Below are 20383 nucleotides of genomic sequence, written 5' to 3'. Positions count from 1 at the left end.
CGCACGTTTTTCCCGAACGGCTACCGCACTCGTGCGGTAGCCCGCACCGCTGCCGCCGACCGCCCGTTGAGGCGATAGCAGTGGTCGAAGGCCTCGCTGTGCTGCTCGCGCGGCCAGGAATGCAGTACGACGCTGCGACCGTAATGCCGGGTGTTGACCAGTTCCCATCGCTCGCCGCAGCGGCGGACGGTGAACCCGTCTCTCGGTATCAGGGGCACAACCAGCGCTTTCATCGAACCGACCAGCCTTTCGTGCAGTTACCCGTTCCTCCCGGGGTTTGCACTGTGACACAGCGTCTCCGCCGGATCCCGGCCATCGCACCGCGTGTCGGTGGCTTATGTGCGACAAATCACTGTGCAGATCCGGTAGTTATCCGGTAAAGGCATTCGGCGCTAGGGACATTCAGCTGATGATCAGCTGTCCCCGGGTTGTCCGGTCACCGTCACGGGGGGTTGGCGAGGGCTGTCGGAGCCGGGGCGTATAAACGGGGTTGACCAGGCGGCCGCCCAGGAGCGCGGACGCACGAAGGACGGTGCACGGGCCGAGCGGAAGGGCGGAGATGGCGCTGCGGATCCATCGCGCCGAACGCGCGGACGTGCTGGCGGGCGCCTTGGCGGAGCTGCTGGCGGAGCCGCTGCCCGACCCGTTCGCCACCGAGGTGGTCGCCGTGCCCGCGAAGGGTGTGGAACGCTGGCTGACGCAGCGGCTTTCGGGAGTTCTGGGCGTCTCCGGTGCCACCGGCGACGGGATCGCCGCGAATATCCGGTTCCCGGCCCCCGCGGCCCTGGTCGACGAGATCCTCTCGCATACCGCCGGATTCGAGCCCCACACCGATCCCTGGGCGCCCGACCGGGTGGTCTGGACGCTGCTGCGGGTGATCGACGAATCGGTGGGCGAGCCGTGGTGCGCGGTCCTGGCGCATCACCTCGGCGCCACCTCGCCGGACGAGCGGCCCGAATCCGCCGATACCCGGCCGGAATACGACGAGTCCGGGGACGCGGACGAGCTCGCCGAGTCCGGAGCGGCGCACCGCCGCGGCCGCCGCTATGCCACCGCCGCGCGCCTGGCCGCACTGTTCGACGGATACGCCACCCAGCGACCCACACTGATCACCGACTGGGCGTCCGGCGCCGATACCGACGGCGCCGGGAACCCGCTGCCGGCCGATCTGTGCTGGCAGCCCGCACTGTGGCGCCGGTTGCGCGCGGTGGTGGGTGCCCCGGGGCCCGCCGAGCGGCTGGAAACGGCCTGCGCACGGCTGCGCGCCGACCCCGCGGCCGTACCGTTGCCCGATCGGTTGTCGGTGTTCGGCGCCACCCGGTTGCCCGCGGCCCAGCTGGCGGTCCTCGCCGCCATGGCCGAACACCGTGAGCTGCACCTGTGGCTCGCCCATCCGAGTCCGGTGATGTGGGACGCCCTGGCGGCCCGCCGCTCCGCCGCGGGGGCGAGCGGAACGGGGCCGGGTCTGTTCGTCCCGGAGCGGGCCCGGGCCCACGACGATTCCGCCACACTGGTCCGGCATCCACTGCTGGCCGGGCTGAGCCGCGATATCCGGGAACTGCAGTCGCGGCTGCCCGCCACGATATCCGATATCCACCACGAGGATCCGCGCGATACCGCGCCGCCGAGCCTGTTGCGGAATCTGCAGGCGCATATCCGCGACGACCGCCGGCCGGACCCGGAGCAGGCCTGCGCCGGTGACGGCAGCGTCCAGGTGCATGCCTGCCACGGCCCGGTGCGGCAGGTCGAGGTCCTGCGGGAATGCCTACTGGGACTGTTCGCCGCCGATCCCGCTCTCGAACCGCGCGATGTCCTGATCATGTGCCCGGAGGTCGAGGCGTTCGCCCCGCTGGTACGGGCGGCGTTCGGTCATCCGGGGCCGGGCGCCGCCGACGTGCGCGACGACGCGGCCCATCCCGGTCACCGGTTACGGGTCCGGCTGGCCGACCGCGGGCGGGCGATCACCAATCCACTGCTCGGGGTGGTCGCGACACTGCTGGAGCTGGCCCGGGGCCGGGTCACCGTGACCGAGGTCCTGGACCTGGCCGCGTCCGAACCGGTGCGCCGTGCCTGCGGATTCGACGACGACGATATCGAGCGGATGCGGGAATGGGCGGTGGAGGCCGGCGCCCGGTGGGGTATCGGGCGCCGGCAGCGCCGGGCCTTCGGTCTCGGGGATTTCGAGCAGAACACGCTCAACGCGGCGATCGACCGGATCCTGCTGGGGGTCACCGCGGACGAGAGTTCGCAGGACTGGCTGGACCGGGTGCTGCCGCTCGACGATGTGGACAGCAACGATATCGACCTGGCCGGCCGGTTCGCCGAATACATCGACCGGCTCGCGTCGATTCTGCGCGACCTGCGCGGACCCGCCCCGGCGGCACAGTGGTCGGCGGTGCTGGGGCGGGCGCTGGACCTGCTGACCGATATCCCCGAATCCCAGGCCTGGATCCGCACCGAGGCCCGCCGGGAGCTCGCCGCGGCCACGGCGCACGCTGCGGATGTGCCGCTGCGGCATCACGATGTCACCGTGCTGCTGCAGGAACGGCTCGCCGCGGCGCCCACTCGCGCGAACTTCCGCACCGGTGAACTCACCGTCTGCACCATGACTCCGATGCGCTCGGTGCCCCACCGGGTGGTGGTGCTGCTGGGAGTGGACGACGAGGTGTTCCCCCGCGCGGGCGGCGCCGACGGCGACGAGGTGCCGGCCCGCGATCCGCTGCCGGGCGAACGCGATCCGCGCTCGGAGGACCGGCAGTTGCTGCTGGACGCGATCATGGCCGCCCGCGACACCCTGGTCGTCGTGCACACCGGCGCCGACCCGGTCACCGGCGCCTATCGGCCGCCCGCGGTCCCGATCGCCGAACTCCTCGACACCCTGCGTGCCCATGTGGGACCCGCCGGGATGTCCGCGGTTCTGACCCGCCATCCGCTGCAACCCCACGATCGGCGTAATTTCGCCGCCGCCCGGCCGTTCTCCTTCGACGCGGTGGCGTTCGCCGCGGCGCAGGCGGTGACCGCGTCTCCGATCGCGCCGCCCGGTCCGCTCATCCGTACACTGCCCGCCGCCGAGATCACCGAGGTCGGGCTCGCCGAACTCATCGCGTTCCTGGAGCATCCGGTCCGGGGTTTCCTGTGGCAGCGGCTGGGACTGCGGGTGCCGGACCAGGAGGAGGACCCGGCCGACCGGCTGCCCATCGAATTCGGCGGGCTCGACCGCTGGGCGCTGGGCGAACGGATGCTCGGCGCACGGCTGGCCGGCGCCGATCCGGCGGATCTGCGTGCCGCGGAATGGCGCCGCGGCACGCTGCCCCCGGCCGAGCTGGGCCGGGCGGTACTCGACGAGGTGGAACGCACGGTCGAGACCCTGGTCCGCGCCGCCGCGCCGGACTACGAACACACACCGCGCGATATCGATATCGCGGTGGACCTGGGCGGTGACCGCCGGTTGACCGGTACCGTCGCCGAGGTGCGCGGTGATCTGCTCGTCCGGACCACCTTCTCCCGGGTCGCGCCGAAACACCGTCTGTCGGCGTGGGTTTCCCTGCTGGCGCTGGCCGCCGGCGAGGAGGGGGCGTGGCGGGCCGCGGTGACCGGCCGCGGCCGGTTTCCCACCCCGGCGTGGCGAGCCGAACTCACCGCGCCCGGCGCCGCCGACGCGACGTCGATCCTGCGCACGCTGGTCGCCCTGCGCGACGCCGGTCTGGCCGAGCCGCTGCCCATTTCGACCGCGGCCACCGCCGCCTATGCCGAGGCCCGGTACCGCCGGCTGCCTCCCGAGGAGGCCCTGGTCGCCGCCGACCGGGAGTTCGGCGGCGGCGACAAACGCCGCGAGTTCGCCGAGCACACCGACCGGAATCTGCGCTACATCTGGGGGCCGGCCCCGGAACTGCGCGATCTCACCGAAGCCGCCGCGCCGGCCGGGGAACCCGTGGAGACCACCCGGTTCGGTTCCATCGCCCGCCGGCTGTGGGTACCGCTGCTGCGTGCCGAACGACAGGGGGAGCCGTGACCGCCGGGCCGACGGGGCATCGGGCGGGAGGCTGCCGATGACCACGACCACTGTCTCGCCGCCGTCCTCGGGTAACGCGTTCGATCTCTGCGGGGACCTGCCCGAGGGCACCACCGTGCTGGAGGCCAGTGCCGGTACCGGTAAGACGTATGCGATCGTCGGGCTGGCCGTGCGCTATGTCGCCGAGGCGGGAATCGATATCGCACGCCTGTTGCTGGTGACCTTCAGCCGGGCGGCGACGCAGGAACTGCGCGAACGGACCCGCGACCGGTTCGTCGCCGTGGCGGCCGCGCTGGCCGATCCCGACACCGCGCGGACCGGAACCGATGATCTGGTACGCCATCTGGCCACCGCCGATCCGGCCGAGGTGCGCGCCCGGCGCGCCCGGCTGCTCGCCGCGCTCTCCGATTTCGACGCCGGCGTGATCGCCACCACGCACAGCTTCTGCCAGCGGATGCTCGGCGAACTCGGGCTCGCGGGGGATCTCGATCCCGGCGCGCGGCTGGTGGAGGAGGCCGACGACATCATCGACGCGGTGGTCGAGGACCTGTACCTGGGCCGCTACGCGCGCACCCCCGCCCCGTTCACCGTGAAGCAGGCCCACCGGTTCGCGCTCGCCGCGGTGCGCGACCGGCAGGCGCTCCTGGCGCCGGACAGCGACGAGTCCTCCGCGCAGCGGGTCGATTTCGCCGAGGCCGTGCGGGCCGAGACCGAACGCCGCAAACGGCTCGCCGGGGTGCGTGATTTCGACGATCTCCTGGTGCTGCTGCGCGATATCCTGGCCGATCCGCAGCGCGGTGAGGCCGCCTGCCGCCGGATCCGCGACCGGTATCGCGTGGTGCTGGTCGACGAATTCCAGGACACCGACCCGCTGCAGTGGGAGATTCTGCGCCGCGCCTTCCACGGGCACCGGCCGATGATCCTGGTGGGTGACCCGAAACAGGCGATCTACGCGTTCCGCGGCGCGGAAGTACTGAGCTATCTCGACGCGGTGGGCCACGCGACCGCCCGCCGGGAGCTCACCACGAATCGGCGCAGTGACGCCGGATTGCTCCGGGCGCTGGAGCATCTGCTCGGCGGCGCGGCGCTGGGCCACGACGATATCGTGGTGGCCCCGGTCGCGCCGACCCAGCCGTGGTCCCGGCTGACCGGACCGGAGGAGCTGATCACCCCGCTGCGGTTGCGCTGTCTGCCGCGTACCGGCGCCGGCCCGCGCGGTATATCGGGTTTCCCGAATATCCACCGGCAGCGGGCCCGGGTCGCCGCGGATCTGGCCGCCGATATCGTGGCGCTGCTGGAATCGGGGGCGGAGCTGTCGGGACGGGCCGCCCGGCGGTCCGATGCCGCCGATGTCCCGGATACCGGCGGCGGAGCGCGGCCGATCGGACCCGGTGATATCGCGGTGCTGGTGCGTACCCACACCCAGCTCGATGTGGTGCGCGCGGCGCTGGAACAGGCGGGCGTCCCCGCGGTGCTCACCAGCGGCAGCAGTATCTTCGCCACCCGCAGCGCCACCGACTGGTTGTGGGTGCTGTACGCGCTCGAGCAGCCGCATCGCGCGGACCGGGTACGGCTGGCCGCGCTGACCCCGCTGTTCGGATACACCGGCGCCGAGATCGATACCGGTGGCGCGGACCTGGTGGGCCGGGTGAGCGCCGAACTGCGCGATGCCGCACGGCTGTTCGGCCGTAGCGGATTCGCCGCGCTCTTCGAGCGGATCTCGGCGGCGACCCGGCTCGCGCCCCGGTTGCTCGCGGTGGAACAGGGTGAGCGCCGGTTGACCGATCTGCGTCATCTCGCGCAGCTGCTGGACGAGGTATCGGCCACCGAGGGCCTGGGGCTCACCGCGCTCACCCGCTGGCTGGCCGACCGGGTACGCGATCCGGTGTCGGGTTCGGTACCGGGCCGGGGCCGCCGCCTCGATCGCGATATCGCCGCGGTGCAGCTGGCGACCGTTCACGCCAGCAAGGGACTGGAATTCCCCCTCGTGTATCTCCCGTTCGCGTGGGACAGTTCCGCCGATCCGAAACCGGCCACCCTGCTCATGCACCGGGACGGGTCGCGGGTCCTCGATATCGGCGGACCCGACGCGCCGGGCTACTCGCTGCGCAAGGAACACGCCGACGGCGAATCCGCCGGGGAGGAACTGCGCCTGGCCTATGTGGCGCTCACCCGGGCGTGCTATCAGGTGGTGGCGTGGTGGGCGCCGTCGTTCGGGACCGGGGTCGCGCCGCTGCACCGGCTGCTGTTCGGCCGCGCGGCGGATGCGGCACAGCCGAAATCGCGAGCCCCGGTCCCCGAGGACGCGGTGGCGATCGAGCGGATCCGGGACCGGGCGGCGGGGGCGGAGGGTGCGATCTCGGTGACCGCGGCGGACCCCGGTCCGGAGATCCCCGTCCTGCGGCCCCGCGCGGAGCCCGCACCCGGCAGCCTGTCGGTCGCGACGTTCGACCGGACTCTCGACGACCAGTGGCGGCGCACGTCCTATTCGGCCCTGACCGCCACCGCCCACAACCCCGCCGCCGAGACCGAACCGGAGGAAGCGCCGGGCCCCGGTGACGAGCCCGAGGTTCCCGCAGCCGCGGCCGAACCCGCTCCCGGCGCGGCGTCGCTGATGAACACGCTGCCCTACGGCGCCGAATTCGGCACGCTGGTGCACGCGGTGCTGGAACGCGTGGATACCGACGCCGCGGATCTGGACGGTGAGGTACGCGCCCGGTGCCTCGACGCGATCGCCGAGATGCTCTCGGGCGCCGACCCGGAAACACTGGCGACCGCGTTGCTGGCGGTGCTGCGCACCCCGATCGGTTTCGGATCGCTCGCCGATGTATCCGGCCGGGACCGGCTGTGCGAACTCGAGTTCGAACTCCCGCTCGCCGGCGGGGACGCGCCGTCGGGAACGGGCGCCGGGCTCGGCCGGATCGCCGCGGCGGTCCGCGCGCATCTGGCGCCCGGCGATATCTTCTACGCCTACGCCGACGAACTCGACACCCTCGACGATGTACCGCTGCGCGGATACCTCACCGGCAGTATCGATGCGGTGCTGCGGACTCCCGACCAGCGCTATATCGTCGTCGACTACAAGACCAACCGGCTCGGCACCGGCGATCTCACCGTCGCGCACTACACCCGGGACCGGATGGCGGCCGAGATGATCCGCTCCCACTACCCGCTGCAGGCCCTGCTGTACTCGGTGGCGTTGCACCGCTATCTCCGGTGGCGGTTGCCGGACTACGATCCGGCCGTCCACCTGGGCGGTATCCGCTATCTGTTCGTTCGCGCGATGATCGGGCCCGAGACCCCGGACGGCGCCGGGGTATTCGACTGGACGCCGCCGCCGGATCTGATCCGCGCGCTGTCGGATCTGCTCGCGGGAGGTGCGCCGTGATCCCGATCAGGGTGGCCCAGCGGGGCACCGGGATGCTGCGCGAGTTCAACGAGGCCGGGGTGCTCGCGGCGGCGGACGTACATGTCGCCGAGCGGCTCGGCAGGCTCGGCGGCGAGGACGCGGAACTGGTGCTGTTCGCCGCGGCGCTGGCGGTGCGCGCGGTGCGCTCGGGATCGGTCTGCCTGGACCTGAGCCGGATCCGCGAAATCGGCGTGGACGCCGAGGACGAGCGGGCCGAAGCCGTGGATCCGGCGGATCTGCCCTGGCCGGACGAGAGCTCGGTGGTGGCCGCGCTCCGTGACAGCGTGCTGGTGCGCGGCGGTCCGGCCGGTCCGCTGCGCCCACTGCGGCTGGTGGATCCGGCGCGGGAAGGCAGCGGTCCGCTGCTGTATCTGGATCGCTACTACCGGCAGGAACAGATCATCCGCCGGGTGCTCACCGAACGCGCCTCCGGCCGTCCGGTCGTCGAGGCGGCGGTCGTGGGCCGCGAACTCGACCGGCTGTTCGGGCCGGCCGGCCCGGTGCCGGACCGGCAGCGGGTGGCCGCGGCGCTGGCGGCCACGCACTGGACCACCGTGGTCGCGGGTGGACCGGGCACCGGGAAAACGCACACCATCGCACGGATCCTGGCGCTGCTGGTGGCGCACGCGGGGTCCGGTGCGGCCCCGCTGCGGATCGCGCTGGCCGCACCCACCGGCAAGGCGGCCGCCCGGTTGCAGGAGGCCGTGCGCGACCAGGCCGCGGCGCTGGGGCTGCCGGAGTTGTCGGCCGCCACCCTGCACCGGCTGCTGGGCTGGCAGCGCGGCCGTACCACCCGGTTCCGCTATCACGAGCACAACCGGCTGCCCTACGACGTGGTGGTCGTCGACGAGACCTCCATGGTGTCGCTCACCATGATGAGCCGGCTGCTGGCCGCGCTCCGTCCCGATACCCGGCTGATCCTGGCCGGTGATCCCGACCAGCTGGCGTCGGTGGACGCGGGCGCGGTGCTCGCGGATCTGGTGGCCTCCCCGTTCGAATCGGGCGACGCTCCGGAATTCGCGGGCCTCGCGGGAACCGAGGCCCCGGATCCGGCCGGCGCGGACGCCGCCGGTCCGGAGGCGCTCACCGCCGGGGAGCGAATCCGGTTGCGCGGCGGGATCGTCCGGCTCACTCGCGGCCGCCGGTTCGGCGGCCGGATCGCCGAACTCGCGGTCGCGGTGCGGGCGGGCGATACCGAGACCGCGCTGGAATTGCTTCGCGCCGGTGGGGATATGCTCGAACTGCTCGGCCCGGACGAAATCGCCGCCGTCCGGGCCGATGTCGTCTCCACCGCGCACCGGGTCACCGCGGCGGCGCTGGACGGTGACGCCACCGCCGCCCTGGAGGCCTTCGAATCCCATCGGCTGCTGTGTGCCCACCGCCGGGGCCCCTACGGTGTGGAGCAGTGGGACCGGACGGCGGCCGAATGGGCGGCGACGGCGGGCGCGGGGCCCGAGAACCGCACGGGCACCTGGTATCCGGGGCAGCCACTGCTGGTGACGGCCAACGATCACGAGGCCCGCATCTACAACGGCGATACCGGGGTGGTGCTGCGCCGCCCCGACGGATCGCTGCGGGTGGCGCTGCAGCGCGGCGACGAACCGTATCTCGTACATCCCACCCGGTTCCCCTCGGTGGTCACGGTCTTCGCCATGACGATCCACCGCAGCCAGGGCAGCCAGTACGACGCGGTGACCGTGGTCCTCCCGGAGCCGGGCTCGACCCTGCTCACCCGGGAACTGCTGTACACGGCGATTACCCGGGCCCGCCGGCATGTGCGGATCCTGGGGACCGAGGAGGCCATCCGGGCCGCCATCGACCGGCATGTCCTGCGCGCCAGCGGGCTGAGTCTCGATACCGCCGCGGACGCGGATCCGCGGGGGTGACGGCGCGAGCGGATCAGTCCGCGGCCGGGCCCGCCGCGGGAAAGATCCCCGGTAGCGCCATCGCGTAGAGCACGTCGTCGGTATTGCCGAGCGTGGCCAGGACCACGCGGATCATGGTCAGCCGGGCGGCCGCCACCGTCTCCGGGTCGGGTTCGCGGCCGGGCGCGGAGGCGTCCGATATCCGGTAGACCACGTATTCGCAGACGTGCAGCGCCGCGTCGAGGTCCAGCGGGGCCGGGACCGGCCGGCCGAGTTCGCCGAATTTGGCGCGGACGGTCGCGCGGATGCCGTCGAGGGCGTCGTTGCGGAACCCCGAGACCGGCGACCCGGGATCGTGGAGTTCGGCGAACAGCGGCCGCAACATCGCACCGTGCCCGCGAGCCCAGTCGAGGTAGGCGTCGATGAGGCGGATCCCCAGTTCCACGCCCTCCGCGCTCGCTTCCAGGGCCGCGGCGATTCCGCCCACCAGTCCGGCGTTGGACACCTCGAGTACCGCGTTGAGGGGTTCGGTGGCATTGGCGAAATAGCGGTAGAAGGTCGGGCGCGACAGTCCGGCCTGATCGATGATCTGCGCGACGCTCAGTCCGCGGGAGCCGCCGCGGGTGAACACCTCGGCGGTCGCTGCCACGATCCGGGCCCGTACCTGGTCGGCCTGCTCCCGTGTCTGCGGTGGGCGGCCGCGCCTGGGCGGATCGGCGGTTCCGGGCCGGCTGTCGCCGGTGGTCACGGGACGCGTCCCGGTCCGGATGTGACATCCCACAGTGCGCGGTGGGTTCGGGCTGTTGCGGGAAACGGAGCCCTTGACACGGCAGGCGGCACGGGGATTACTCTAACACCACTGTTCAATTAATCTCTGCGTCGTGCGGATCACACGGCGCGCACTCGCCCAGGAGACGCCGACCCATGACAACCGCCCAGCGTCCCGCCACCGGCGCACTGACCCCGGACCTGGTGAAACCGCTGCTCGACCGGGCCGCGGCGGGCGGGGCGCCCGCGGTCACGGTCGTCGCGCCCGCCACCGGGGAGCGGATCGCCGAACTGCCGCAGTCCTCGGTCGCCGATATCGAGGCCGCGTTCGAGCGGGCCCGCGCGGCGCAGCGGGAGTGGGCCCGGGTACCGGTGCGGGAGCGCGCCGCGGTACTGCGCCGCTTCCACGATCTGGTCCTGGCCGAACAGGACACCATCCTCGATATCGTGCAGACCGAAACGGGTAAATCGCGGGCGCACGCCTTCGACGAGGTCGGCGATGTAGCGGTGAATTCCCGGTACTACGCCGCCACGGCCCCCAGGCTGCTCGCCCGGCGCAACCCCCGGGGCGTGCTGCCGGTCCTCACCGATGTGCAGGTGCGGCAGCGGCCCAAGGGTGTCGTGGCCGTGATCTCGCCGTGGAACTACCCCCTCGCCCTCGCCGTATCGGACGCGCTGCCCGCGCTGGTCGCCGGAAATGCGGTGGTCGGCCGCCCCGATAATCAGACCGCGCTCACCGCGCTGTGGGCCGTCGACGCCGCCGTGCGCGCCGGGCTGCCGAAGGATCTCTGGCAGATCGTGCTCGGCCGCGGGTCGGTGATCGGCGGTGAGATCATCGACCGGGCCGACTATGTCGACTACACCGGGTCGAGCGCCACCGGCCGCACCATCGGCCGTCAGGCGGGGGAGCGGCTGATCGGCTGTTCGCTGGAACTGGGCGGGAAGAACCCGCTGCTCGTGCTCTCCGACGCCGATCCGGTGGCCGCCGCGAAAACGGCGGTGCGGGCCAGTTTCGCCTCGGCCGGCCAGCTGTGCGAATCGATGGAACGCATCTATGTGCACGAGAACGTCTACGACCGGTTCACCGCCGAATTCGTGGCCGCGGTCCGGGCGCTGAAGCTCGGTTCACCCCTGGACTACTCCACCGATATGGGGTCGCTGACGTTCCCGCGCCAGCTCGACACGGTGCGCGCGCATGTCGACGACGCGGTCGCCAAGGGCGCCACCGTGCTGGCCGGCGGGACCCACCGGCCCGATCTCGGCCCCTACTTCTACGAACCCACGGTGCTCGCCGGTGTCACCTCGGATATGACCGTCTACCGCGAGGAGACCTTCGGCCCGGTCGTCTCGCTCTACAAGGTGCACAGCGACGACGAGGCCGTCGAGCAGGCCAACGACACCCCCTACGGACTCAACGCCAGCGTATGGACCCGCAGCGCCGCGCGCGGCCGGGAATTCGCCGCGCGCATCAACGCGGGCTCGGTGAACGTGAACGAGGGTTTCATCGCCGCGTGGGGCAGCGCCGACGCCCCCTCGGGTGGTGTGGGGATCTCCGGCACCGGTCGCCGGCACGGGCCCGAAGGGCTGCTGAAGTATGTCGACACCCAGACCATCGCGGTGCAGCGGCTCCTGCCGATCGCGCCGCTGCCGGGTATGTCGGAGGCGGCCTGGGCCAAAACCATGACACTCTACTTCCGGGTGATGAAGACGCTGCGGCAGAAGTAGGCCACTGCCGGATCGGTTTCCGTAGGACGACAAGGAATACAAGCGATGAAACTGGATACAGTGGCCGGTAAGAAGGTGCTGATCACCGGCGCGGCCATGGGTCTGGGCAAACTGTTCGCCGAACAGGCGGTGCGCGAAGGCGCCGCCGCGGTGGTGCTCTGGGATATCAACGAGACCGCGCTCGCCGAAACCGCCGCCGAGCTCACCGCCGCCGGCGGCGCCGTGCACACCTACCGGGTCGATATCTCCGACCGGACCGCGGTCTCCGCCGCCGCCGACGCGGTGCGGCTGGAGGTCGGCGATATCGACGTACTGGTCAACAATGCCGGTATCGTCCGCGGCAACACCTACTTCTGGGAGACGAAGGATCGCGACGATATCGACCGGACCATGGCGATCAACGCGCTCGCGCCCATGTACGTGACGCTGGAGTTCCTGCCCGCCATGGTGTCCGGTACCGGCGAGGCGCGGGTACTCACCGTCGCCTCCTCGGCCGGTCTGGTGCACAATCCGCGGATGAGCGTGTACGCCGCCTCGAAATGGGCGGCGCTGGGCTGGTCGGATTCGGTACGCATCGAACTGCAGCAGGCGGGTCACGCCCATGTCCGGGTCACCACCGTCTGCCCGACCTATATCGACACCGGAATGTTCGAGGGCGCCAAGGGATTCTGGCTCACCCCGATCCTGGACCGGCACAAGGTCGTGGACACCTCCTGGACGGAGATGAAGAAGGGCACCCCGGTGGTGATCCTGCCGTGGACCTCCCGGTTGAACAAGGTGCTGTCGGGTCTGCTGCCCATCAAACTGCGGGATCTGTTCCTGAACACGGTCGGCGTCTATCACTCCATGGACGAATTCACCGGCCGGAAATAGTGCCGACCGCCACCGTGGCCGCCGGATCGCCGGCGGTCGCGATGCGCGGGGACAGTCCGGCCGCGGCGAGCAGTGCGGTGGCGGCGGGTATCTGATCGGCGCCGATCTCGATGAGCAGGCAGCCGCCCGGAGCCAGCCACGCGGGCGCCGCGGCGGCGGTGCGGCGGGCCGGGTCGAGCCCGTCCGGGCCGCCGTCGAGCGCGGCGGCCGGTTCGTGCTCACGGGCCTCGGGCGGTAGTCGCGCGATATGCCCCGTCGGTACGTACGGGGTGTTGGCGAGCAGGATGTCGACGCGCCCACGCAGGGTCGCGGGCAGCGCGTCGAAGAGATCGCCCTGGTAGACCCGGCCTCCCACCGCCGCGAGGTTCTCGCGGGCGCAGCCGACCGCCACCGGATCGATATCGGCGGCGTACAGGTCCGGTAGCGGCGCGGGTCCGGCGGCCAATTCGGTGAGCAGCGCCAGCCCCAGCGCACCCGAACCGCAACACAGATCCACGACGGTGCGGGCGCCGCGCCGGGCGGCCAGCGTGACCGCCTCGTCGACCAGTAACGCAGACCGTTGTCTCGGGACGAACACCCCGGCGCGGACACCCACCCGGATCCCGCGGAACTCGGCCCAGCCCAGGACGTACTCGAGCGGGGTTCCGGCGACGCGCTGTGCGACGAGCCGGGTCAGTTCGGCTTCGGTGCGCGCGGCCGCCACCAGTAGTCGCGCCTCTTCCTCGGCGAAGACGCAGCCGGCCGCGCGGAGCCGGCCGGTGACGGCCTCGGTATCGAACGCGGTCATTCGGTCAGTCTGTCGAGTGGGCGGGCGCGGCGCACGGAAATAACGCCGGTGTTTCCGGCCGGCGGTCAGGGGGCGAACGCGCGCAGGGTGATATCGACGAGAGCGTCGGCGTAGTCCGCGGTGAGCGGGCCGGTGCGCAGCAGCCAGCGCTGGAACAGCGGCGCGTAGAGCGTTTCGAGGACGAGATCGAGATCGGCGCCGGCGGCGAGCTGGCCCGCGCGCTGCGCGCTGCGCAATCGCGCCTTCTTGGCCTCGTCCATGGGCGCGGCGAGTTTCTCCCGGTAGAGCGCGGCCAGCTCCGGGTCGTGGACGAGCTCGCTGTTGAGCGCGCGGATCGGGCGTTCGAAATCGGGGTCGGCGAATTCGGCCGCGGTCGCCCGCATGACGAGTTTCAGATCGGTCTCGAGGTCGCCCGAATCCGGGAGCTCGATCCCGGCCCCCTCCTCGGATTCCCCCAGTGCCAGAAAGGAATCGAAGATGACGGCCCCTTTGGACGGCCACCAGCGGTAGATCGTCTGCTTGCCGACGCCCGCCCGGGCCGCGATCGCCTCGATGGAGACCTTGGCGTAGCCGGATTCGGAGAGGAGCTCGCGGGTCGCGGCGAGGATCGCCTGCCGGGAGCGTTCGCTGCGCCGGGAGCGGTCCGGACTGTGGGTGGTGCTCACGCCCGGCAGCCTACCGATTCGCGAGACGCAACGGTTCGGTTGACAAGAGCGTAGGGCGGGCCGCATACTCGTTCTCATCGAAACGAGACGTATCGTCTCGTAGGAAGGAGAACAACTGTGACGACTGCGAGAGTCTGGTTCATCACGGGTGCGTCGCGAGGTCTGGGCCGGGCCTTCGCCGAGGCCGCGCTTGCCCTGGGGGACCGGGTGGTGGCGGTCGCGCGTGCCATCGGTCCGCTCGACGATCTGGCGGCCGCTCACCCGGACACGCTGGTCCGGTTCTCCCTCGACGTCGCCGATCGGGACGCCGTATTCGACGGTGTGGAACGAGCTTTCGCCGCGTTCGGCCGGGTGGATGTGGTGGTCAACAATGCGGGCACCATGCTGTACGGCATGGCGGAGGAGGCCACCGAAGAGCAGATCCGGGCCCACCTCGACGTCAACTTCTTCGGCGCCGTCTGGGTCTCCCAGGCGGTGGTGCCGCGGCTCCGGGAGCAGGGCTCCGGCCGTATCCTGCAGATCACCTCGATGGGCGCGGGCGGCGGGATGGCGTCGGTGGGTTTCTACGGCGCCGGGAAAGCGGCCCTCGGATCGTTCAGCGAGGCGCTGGCCATGGAGGTCGCGAGTTTCGGCATCAAGGTCACCGCGGTGCAGATGGGTGGGTACGACACCGGTCTCTTCACCGCCGGCACCACCGCGACCGAGCCGGGGGCACCCTACGCCGGCCTGCGCGACGAATTGGCGCGGATGTGGGGCGACGATGCCGGACCCGACCCGGCCACCGCGGTTCCGGCGATCATGGAACTGGTCGCGCTCGCGGACCCGCCGCCGTACCTGATCGTCGGCGGCGGATCCTTCGACCAGGTGCGGGAACTGGAGGAGGCGCGCGCCGGGGTGCGCCGGAAGTGGGAGCACCTCAGCCGGATGGCTCCGGGCTGAGGGAGGCTATTCACCCGGGGCGAATGCCCACACCGCGGCCGGCCGCCCGGTGGCCTTGGTGCGCCGCCGTTCCTCGGTTTTCCGCAGCCCCGGGATACCGGCCAGAGTCCGGTTGAGGTTGGCCGCGTCGGGCCGCGCGCCCTGCAGGGAGGCGGTGAGATCCACGGCCCGGGTCGCCGGGAACTGCCCGCCCAGCAGTGCCCGGGTGAGGGGGAGATCCTTCCACAGCAGGCCGGAGAGCAGGCCGCGGGCGGCGGCCACGATGCTGTTGTGATCGAACGCGAGCGCCGGGGGACCGTCGAAGGAGACCCATTCGGCGGGTCCCTCGTGCGGGCCGGTCACCGCCCACATGACGATCGAGAGCGTGGGACCGCGCGGATCGCGGTGCGGTTCGTCGAAGGTGACCAGTTGCCCGACCGGCCCGACGGCGCCGGCGGGCACACCCAGTTTGGTGCGCACCGCCCGGATCGCGGCGTCGGCCAGGCGTTCACCCCGGCCGAGTAGCACCCCGGGCAACGCGACCTGCCCGGTGAAGGGCTCGTGGTCGCGGGCCGCGATCCCGAACGTCACCGCGGCGTCGTCGGCCCAGAACCGCAACGCCACGACATCCACCGATACCGCCGATTGGTCCACGAGCCCCATACTGCCGTATCCGGCCGCGCCGGCGCTGTTCTCGGCGTCGGCCCACCGGGTTCGCCCGGGCATCCGGGACCCGCGCGTCTAGGCCGGTACGGGCCGGGCCGGCGCCGTCACCGGCCGGGTATCCGCAGGTGCTGCCACGATCTCGGCGAGGGGTTCGCGCGGGGTGCGGTCCGCCCGGTGCGGGCCGTCGGCGGTCAGCGCCACCGGTATGCCGAGGTGGTGTTCCAGCCACGGGACCGGATCGGCGGGCAGGTCGGCGAATACCGGGGTCGCCGATCCGAGACCGGCGGTGAGCGCGGTCTGGTGTGCCAGGTCCTGCCACTGTCCGGGCTCGGGCGACCACGGTGTGCCGTCCGCGGCGGTGTAGCCGGTGGCGACGAGTCCGTGATGGCCGGCGTCCAGATGGTTGACGACCATGCCGTCGATCCCCCCGCAGACGTCGGCGGCGTAGCGGAGCAGCACCGCGTCGAGGTGGCCACGGCGGAATCCACCCTGGTAGCGGCCGTGGCCGTTATGGGCTTCCGGTATCCGCAGGCGCGGGTCCTCGGTGGGGAAGGGGCCGGCGCCGTGGCGGGTGGCGTAGGTCCGGGTGACACCGAGGACCGCGGCGGTCGCGCCGAGGCCGGCCACCATCGCCCGGGCATTGCGCGGCTCGACGGTGGACCAGGTGGTGTGCGGATGGAACCCACGCCACTCGTCCAGGAGAACTCCCTGGGCGCCCTCGAAGACCAGGCGTCCGCGCCGCGCCAGCCGGGCGGGTTCGCCGGGGCCGGAAAGGCGTACCGCCCGGCCGAATTCGCGGTAGACGTCGACGAGCGTATCGATGTCCTCGTGACGGTGCCCGCCGGTGTCCAGCAGCGGCCGGTAGTGCGCGGCGAGTGCCCGGAGTTTCTCCCGCAGCACGGTGGGGCGCAGGCAGTCCGCTACCCGGGGCGCGTCGTAGTGGAGGGCGTACGCGGCGGTTTCGCCGATGCCCATCCCGCACGACCCGTGCCGTGCCGTGCCGCGGGCATCCTCCCGGACCCGGTTGGCCGCGCCGTGGATCGGCGTCGTGAGCAGCGCGCGCCGATCCACCGACAGCAGCGACAGCGGATCGGCGACACCCGCGGCCACCAGTTGCCGCGCCTCGGTGGCCAGGGCGATCGGATCGACCAGGGCGTATTCCGACAGCAGCGTCGGCACCCCCGAGAACGTCCCGGACCCGAATTGGGCGAAAGTGTGCCGCTCTCGGCCGGTCACCACGGTGTGTGCGGCCTGGGCGCCGCCGTTGAAGCGGATCACCGCGCCCACATCCAGTCCCGCCTCCGGCGAGCACAGCCAGTCCACGGTGGCGCCCTTCCCGGCGTCACCGAAACCGAGGTCGACCACGATCAGATGATGCCCGGGCGGCGCGGTCCCGCTCATCGGCCCGCCTCGGGCAGCGCCTTCGGTGCGCGGGCCCGCAGCGCCCTCGGGGCTCGGGGACGCGGCGGCTCCGGTGTTTCGGCACGCAGCGCGCGGCCCACCGCCTCGGCCTCGGCCGCCGAGCCGACGTCGCGCAGGTCGGCGAGACCGGTGTGCACGTCCACCCGGCCTTCGGCCAGGCCGATCGTCAGCGCGATCAGTTCGCACACCGCGCCCGGATCGTCGAGTCGCAGGAAATTCTGGCCCAGCAGGCCGTGCCAGTGCGCCGCGATCTCCGGATCGCGGTAGTACGACGACTGATTCGGCAGGATGTAGTGGATATGCCAGCGGTCGGCGAGCTCGCGGTAGATGGATTCCACCGAGATATCGGTACGGATATGATCGCCGAGGACCGACCGGATATGGCGGGAGGCCAGCCGGGGTTTGTTGAGTTCGTCGCCGATCAGGAACAGATAGCCCTTCGTGCCGCGCTTCTCCCAGGCGTCGGTGACGACGTGTTCGGCCATGAAATACGCCGCGAGTTCGTAGCTTTCGGATTTCTGCCCGCCGCCTCCGCCCTCGAGCAGGATCGTGCGCAGTTGTTCGTCCATGCGGTTGTCGGATTCGAACTGGCCCACCTGCAGGGGCGCGCGGTCGGTATCGGCGTCGCCGATCGCCCCGAAGAGAATCTGCGGATCGTCGGCGTAGCCCTTGTCCCGCAGCAGTCCGTGCAGTTTCCCGAGTTTGCGCTGCATGATGGTCGGTACCCGGCCCATGGATCCGGTGACGTCGAAGAGCACCGCGATCGGCAGCGAGTTCCCGTGTTCGGCCGAATCCCGGCATTCGCGGGCCCGGACGCCGAAGGGGTCGAGATCCGGATGCACCGTCCAGGTGTCGTACGGCTTGCTCCGTAGGTCCGCGGTGTAGCCGAAATCATCGATTCCGTGACTGGCGCGGTAGTCCTCGGCGGCGCGGTACGCACTGTGGTCCCAATTGCCGTATCCCATCGGGGATCACCTCCGGTTTTTGTTTTGGTCTTTACGACCATAACGTGAGGCGGGTGGGATCGCAAGGCCGGAACCGCCGGGCGGGCGGACCGATCCGCGCACCCGGACCCGCCGCCGTCGATTGGGCCGATGCGGAGCGCGGCCTGGCTATCGTGAGGGCGTGCCCACTCGTATCGTGAAGCGCACCGCCACGCTCGCCGACGGCCGCGACCTGATCTATTACGACGATGCCGATACCCGGCTGGGGCCGGAACGCCGGATCGACACCCGGCGGCTCGAGCCTCGTCCGCCCACCGCCGTGATGCGCCAGGATGTGCTCACCGGGGAGTGGATCTCCATCGCGGCCGCGCGACAGAGCCGGGTGGTGCTCCCACCGGCCGATCTCGACCCGCTCGCCCCGCAGACCCCGGGAAATCCGTCGGAGATCCCCGATCTCTACGACGTCGCCGTCTTCGAGAACCGGTCACCGTCGTTCGGCCCCGCCCTGCCGCCCGAGGTGCGTGGCGCACCGCCCGCGCCGGACGGTCTCGACGATATGACCGCGCTCGGCTTCGGACGCGAACGCGTGGCCGTCGGGCGCTGCGAGGTGGTGTGTTTCAGCCCGGAACACGAGGGGTCCTTCGGCGACCTCACCCCGAGCCGTGCCCGCACGGTCATCGAGGCCTGGGCCGACCGCACCGCCGAGTTGTCGGCGCTGCCGGGCGTGCAACAGGTCTTCCCGTTCGAGAACCGGGGCCGGGCGATCGGCGTCACGCTGCCGCACCCGCACGGCCAGATCTACGCCTACCCGTATGTGACACCCCGGACCGCCCGGCTGCTCGACTCCGTACGCCGTCTGGGGCCCGATCTGTTCGAGCGCATTCTGGAGAACGAACGCGGAGGTGGCCGGGTGGTGCTCGAGGGCCGCCACTGGACCGCGTTCGTACCGTTCGCCGCGCGCTGGCCGGTCGAGGTGCATCTGCTGCCGCATCGGCAGATCCCCGACCTCGCCGCCACCGGCGACGCCGAACGCGACGAGCTGTCCACGCTGTACCTGCGACTGCTACGCGGGATCGACGCGCTCTACGACGACCCCACGCCCTATATCGCGGCCTGGCATCAGGCGCCGGTCCGCACCGGACGCGATACCGTGCGCCTGCATCTGCAGCTGACCTCGATCAGGCGGGGGGCCGACAAGATCAAATATCTGGCCGGGTCCGAATCGGCGATGGGAGCGTTCATCGCCGATATCCCGCCCGACGAAGCCGCCGCCCGGATCCGGGCGGCGCTGGCCTCGGTGTGACGCGCGCGGCGCCGCGGCGCCACGCGCGCCGTCAGCGGCTGGTGCTCAGCTGGAAGGTCCGCGTGGCGTCGAGATAGATGCTGTACTGGGCCTGCTTACTCGGCGGCGGCAGCTGGGAGACCAGCTGGTTCAGCGAGGTCGTGGCGCCCACCACCGGAATCCCGGCGACGAAGAGATCCGCGACGGCCCGCCGGATATGGTTCGGCGAGGTCACGGCGACCGCGCTGTTCATCCCCAGACCGTGCAGGATCTGGGCGCTGAGCAGGGCGTTCGCGACCGTGGAACCGGCCCGGTTCTCCACATGGATACGTCCGGCCGGAATACCCCTCCCGACCAGCCAGTTGCGCATCGCCTCGGCTTCGGTGATGCCGTTGCTGGGGTTGTTGCCGCTGACCACGATCGGAGAGAAGGGGGAGGCCAGCGCCTGCAACCAGGCGGCCTGCAGGCGCTCGACCAGTTCGGGCCGGGGAGTGCCGTCGGGCAGCAGCCCGAATCCGAAGACCACGATTCCCGTCTGCGGGCCCACCAGAGCCGGCAGCGGGTTGGGCAGGGTGGCGATACCGGCGCCGACCGCGTGCAGAACGCGGTCGGTGCCGGCGGCCATCGACCCGTCGACGGCGCGGAGCCGGCCCATCGCGTCGTGCATGGCCGGGATATCGCCGGCGTAATGCGACCAGATGGCCTGCAGGGACAGTGCCTCGGCATCGGTGGGGTCGCGGCCGATGAGATCGTTGAGCGCCGCCCGGCCGGCCACGGAATCACCGTCGGTGAAGTGGCGCTGGGCGGTGTTGTACAGGGCGTCCGTCTCGGGACTGGCGGATGCGGGAGAGCCGAGGAAACCGGCCAGGGAAACGCTTGCGGCGGCGGTGACCGCCACCAGATACTGCAAGCCTCTGCGATTGTGCACTACGGCGACACCTTTCCACGGGGGAGCTGGGTTTTCGTAGGTTGATCGGGGATGAACTGACAGTTGCGGGTATGTGGCCACCCACCCTAGATCCCGGTGCAAGCGGAACACGGGATTTG

The 20383-nt window shown here is 71.4% G+C and carries 15 protein-coding genes; 7 read left to right on the top strand and 8 right to left on the bottom strand.

The window, feature by feature from the left end:
* Nucleotides 1-20: 20 nt before the first annotated feature.
* A complete protein-coding gene (locus ACZ6SF_RS07720; protein ID WP_466061173.1) occupies nt 21-233 on the bottom strand; it encodes a hypothetical protein in 213 nt (70 codons plus the stop codon).
* 326 nt (nt 234-559) lie between these two features.
* On the opposite strand from ACZ6SF_RS07720, the gene recC reads away from it, so the two are divergent.
* From recC to recD, 3 genes are read left to right on the top strand one after another with little or no spacing between them, the layout of a single operon-like run.
* Entirely contained in the window at nt 560-4012 is a 3453-nt protein-coding gene (gene recC, locus ACZ6SF_RS07715) for an exodeoxyribonuclease V subunit gamma (RefSeq protein WP_466061172.1), read from the top strand.
* Between the two features lie 37 nt (nt 4013-4049).
* On the top strand, nt 4050-7400 hold the full coding sequence (locus ACZ6SF_RS07710) for a UvrD-helicase domain-containing protein (protein WP_466061171.1): 3351 nt from the start codon (nt 4050-4052) through the stop codon (nt 7398-7400).
* Nucleotides 7397-9307 (top strand): exodeoxyribonuclease V subunit alpha, encoded by a 1911-nt coding sequence (recD, locus tag ACZ6SF_RS07705; RefSeq protein ID WP_466061170.1) that lies wholly within the window; start codon nt 7397-7399, stop codon nt 9305-9307. Before ACZ6SF_RS07710 ends, recD begins: the two co-directional genes overlap by 4 nt.
* Nucleotides 9308-9320: 13 nt before the next feature.
* On the opposite strand, the gene ACZ6SF_RS07700 is transcribed toward recD, so the two are convergent.
* Nucleotides 9321-10034, bottom strand: coding sequence for a TetR/AcrR family transcriptional regulator (locus ACZ6SF_RS07700; RefSeq protein WP_466061168.1), 714 nt, complete (start codon nt 10032-10034; stop codon nt 9321-9323).
* Nucleotides 10035-10210: 176 nt separating this feature from the next.
* Here ACZ6SF_RS07700 and ACZ6SF_RS07695 point away from each other — a divergent pair, with 176 nt between their 5' ends.
* Nucleotides 10211-11779, top strand: coding sequence for a succinic semialdehyde dehydrogenase (locus tag ACZ6SF_RS07695; protein WP_466061167.1), 1569 nt, complete (start codon nt 10211-10213; stop codon nt 11777-11779).
* A 45-nt stretch (nt 11780-11824) separates the two neighbouring features.
* Nucleotides 11825-12652, top strand: coding sequence for an SDR family NAD(P)-dependent oxidoreductase (locus ACZ6SF_RS07690; protein WP_466061166.1), 828 nt, complete (start codon nt 11825-11827; stop codon nt 12650-12652).
* On the opposite strand, the gene ACZ6SF_RS07685 is transcribed toward ACZ6SF_RS07690, so the two are convergent.
* Together ACZ6SF_RS07685 and ACZ6SF_RS07680 are read right to left on the bottom strand one after the other, a co-directional pair.
* Entirely contained in the window at nt 12636-13439 is an 804-nt protein-coding gene (locus ACZ6SF_RS07685) for a putative protein N(5)-glutamine methyltransferase (RefSeq protein ID WP_466061165.1), read from the bottom strand. The two genes, ACZ6SF_RS07690 and ACZ6SF_RS07685, sit on opposite strands and share 17 nt — an antisense overlap.
* A gap of 65 nt (nt 13440-13504) precedes the next feature.
* Nucleotides 13505-14104 carry a TetR/AcrR family transcriptional regulator gene (locus tag ACZ6SF_RS07680; RefSeq protein WP_466061164.1) on the bottom strand — a complete coding sequence of 200 codons (600 nt, stop codon included), beginning with the start codon at nt 14102-14104 and terminating at the stop codon, nt 13505-13507.
* Nucleotides 14105-14221: 117 nt separating this feature from the next.
* Here ACZ6SF_RS07680 and ACZ6SF_RS07675 point away from each other — a divergent pair, with 117 nt between their 5' ends.
* On the top strand, nt 14222-15043 hold the full coding sequence (locus ACZ6SF_RS07675; RefSeq protein ID WP_466061162.1) for an SDR family NAD(P)-dependent oxidoreductase: 822 nt from the start codon (nt 14222-14224) through the stop codon (nt 15041-15043).
* Nucleotides 15044-15049: 6 nt separating this feature from the next.
* On the opposite strand, the gene ACZ6SF_RS07670 is transcribed toward ACZ6SF_RS07675, so the two are convergent.
* The 3 genes from ACZ6SF_RS07670 to ACZ6SF_RS07660 form a co-directional block, all read right to left on the bottom strand.
* The gene (locus tag ACZ6SF_RS07670) at nt 15050-15676 is read right to left on the bottom strand and encodes an NUDIX hydrolase (RefSeq protein WP_466061371.1); all 627 of its coding nucleotides are present in this window, start codon (nt 15674-15676) and stop codon (nt 15050-15052) included.
* A gap of 87 nt (nt 15677-15763) precedes the next feature.
* Complete coding sequence (locus ACZ6SF_RS07665) at nt 15764-17089, bottom strand: adenylosuccinate synthetase (protein ID WP_466061161.1); 1326 nt, start codon at nt 17087-17089, stop codon at nt 15764-15766.
* Nucleotides 17086-18075 carry a hypothetical protein gene (locus tag ACZ6SF_RS07660; RefSeq protein ID WP_466061160.1) on the bottom strand — a complete coding sequence of 330 codons (990 nt, stop codon included), beginning with the start codon at nt 18073-18075 and terminating at the stop codon, nt 17086-17088. The genes ACZ6SF_RS07665 and ACZ6SF_RS07660 overlap by 4 nt, the downstream gene beginning before the upstream one ends.
* Nucleotides 18076-18235: 160 nt before the next feature.
* Between ACZ6SF_RS07660 and galT the strand changes: the two genes are divergently transcribed.
* Nucleotides 18236-19357, top strand: a complete 1122-nt coding sequence (gene galT / locus ACZ6SF_RS07655) for a galactose-1-phosphate uridylyltransferase (protein WP_466061159.1) — start codon at nt 18236-18238, stop codon at nt 19355-19357.
* A 31-nt stretch (nt 19358-19388) separates the two neighbouring features.
* Here the strand turns inward: galT and ACZ6SF_RS07650 are convergent, their stop codons facing one another.
* Nucleotides 19389-20264 carry a YdcF family protein gene (locus ACZ6SF_RS07650; RefSeq protein WP_466061158.1) on the bottom strand — a complete coding sequence of 292 codons (876 nt, stop codon included), beginning with the start codon at nt 20262-20264 and terminating at the stop codon, nt 19389-19391.
* Nucleotides 20265-20383 lie beyond the last annotated feature (119 nt).

The organism is Nocardia sp. NPDC049935 (assembly GCF_055586645.1).
The sequence above is the reverse complement of the archived record's forward strand: the minus strand, read 5'-3'. Positions and strand labels throughout refer to the sequence as shown.

Coding starts and splice junctions, on each gene's coding strand:
- ACZ6SF_RS07665 (WP_466061161.1), bottom strand. CDS start 17,089: ATGAGCGGGACCGCGCCGCCCGGGCATCATCTGATCGTGGTCGACCTC.
- ACZ6SF_RS07690 (WP_466061166.1), top strand. CDS start 11,825: ATGAAACTGGATACAGTGGCCGGTAAGAAGGTGCTGATCACCGGCGCG.
- ACZ6SF_RS07710 (WP_466061171.1), top strand. CDS start 4,050: ATGACCACGACCACTGTCTCGCCGCCGTCCTCGGGTAACGCGTTCGAT.
- ACZ6SF_RS07685 (WP_466061165.1), bottom strand. CDS start 13,439: ATGACCGCGTTCGATACCGAGGCCGTCACCGGCCGGCTCCGCGCGGCC.
- recC (WP_466061172.1), top strand. CDS start 560: ATGGCGCTGCGGATCCATCGCGCCGAACGCGCGGACGTGCTGGCGGGC.
- ACZ6SF_RS07660 (WP_466061160.1), bottom strand. CDS start 18,075: ATGGGATACGGCAATTGGGACCACAGTGCGTACCGCGCCGCCGAGGAC.
- ACZ6SF_RS07720 (WP_466061173.1), bottom strand. CDS start 233: ATGAAAGCGCTGGTTGTGCCCCTGATACCGAGAGACGGGTTCACCGTC.
- ACZ6SF_RS07695 (WP_466061167.1), top strand. CDS start 10,211: ATGACAACCGCCCAGCGTCCCGCCACCGGCGCACTGACCCCGGACCTG.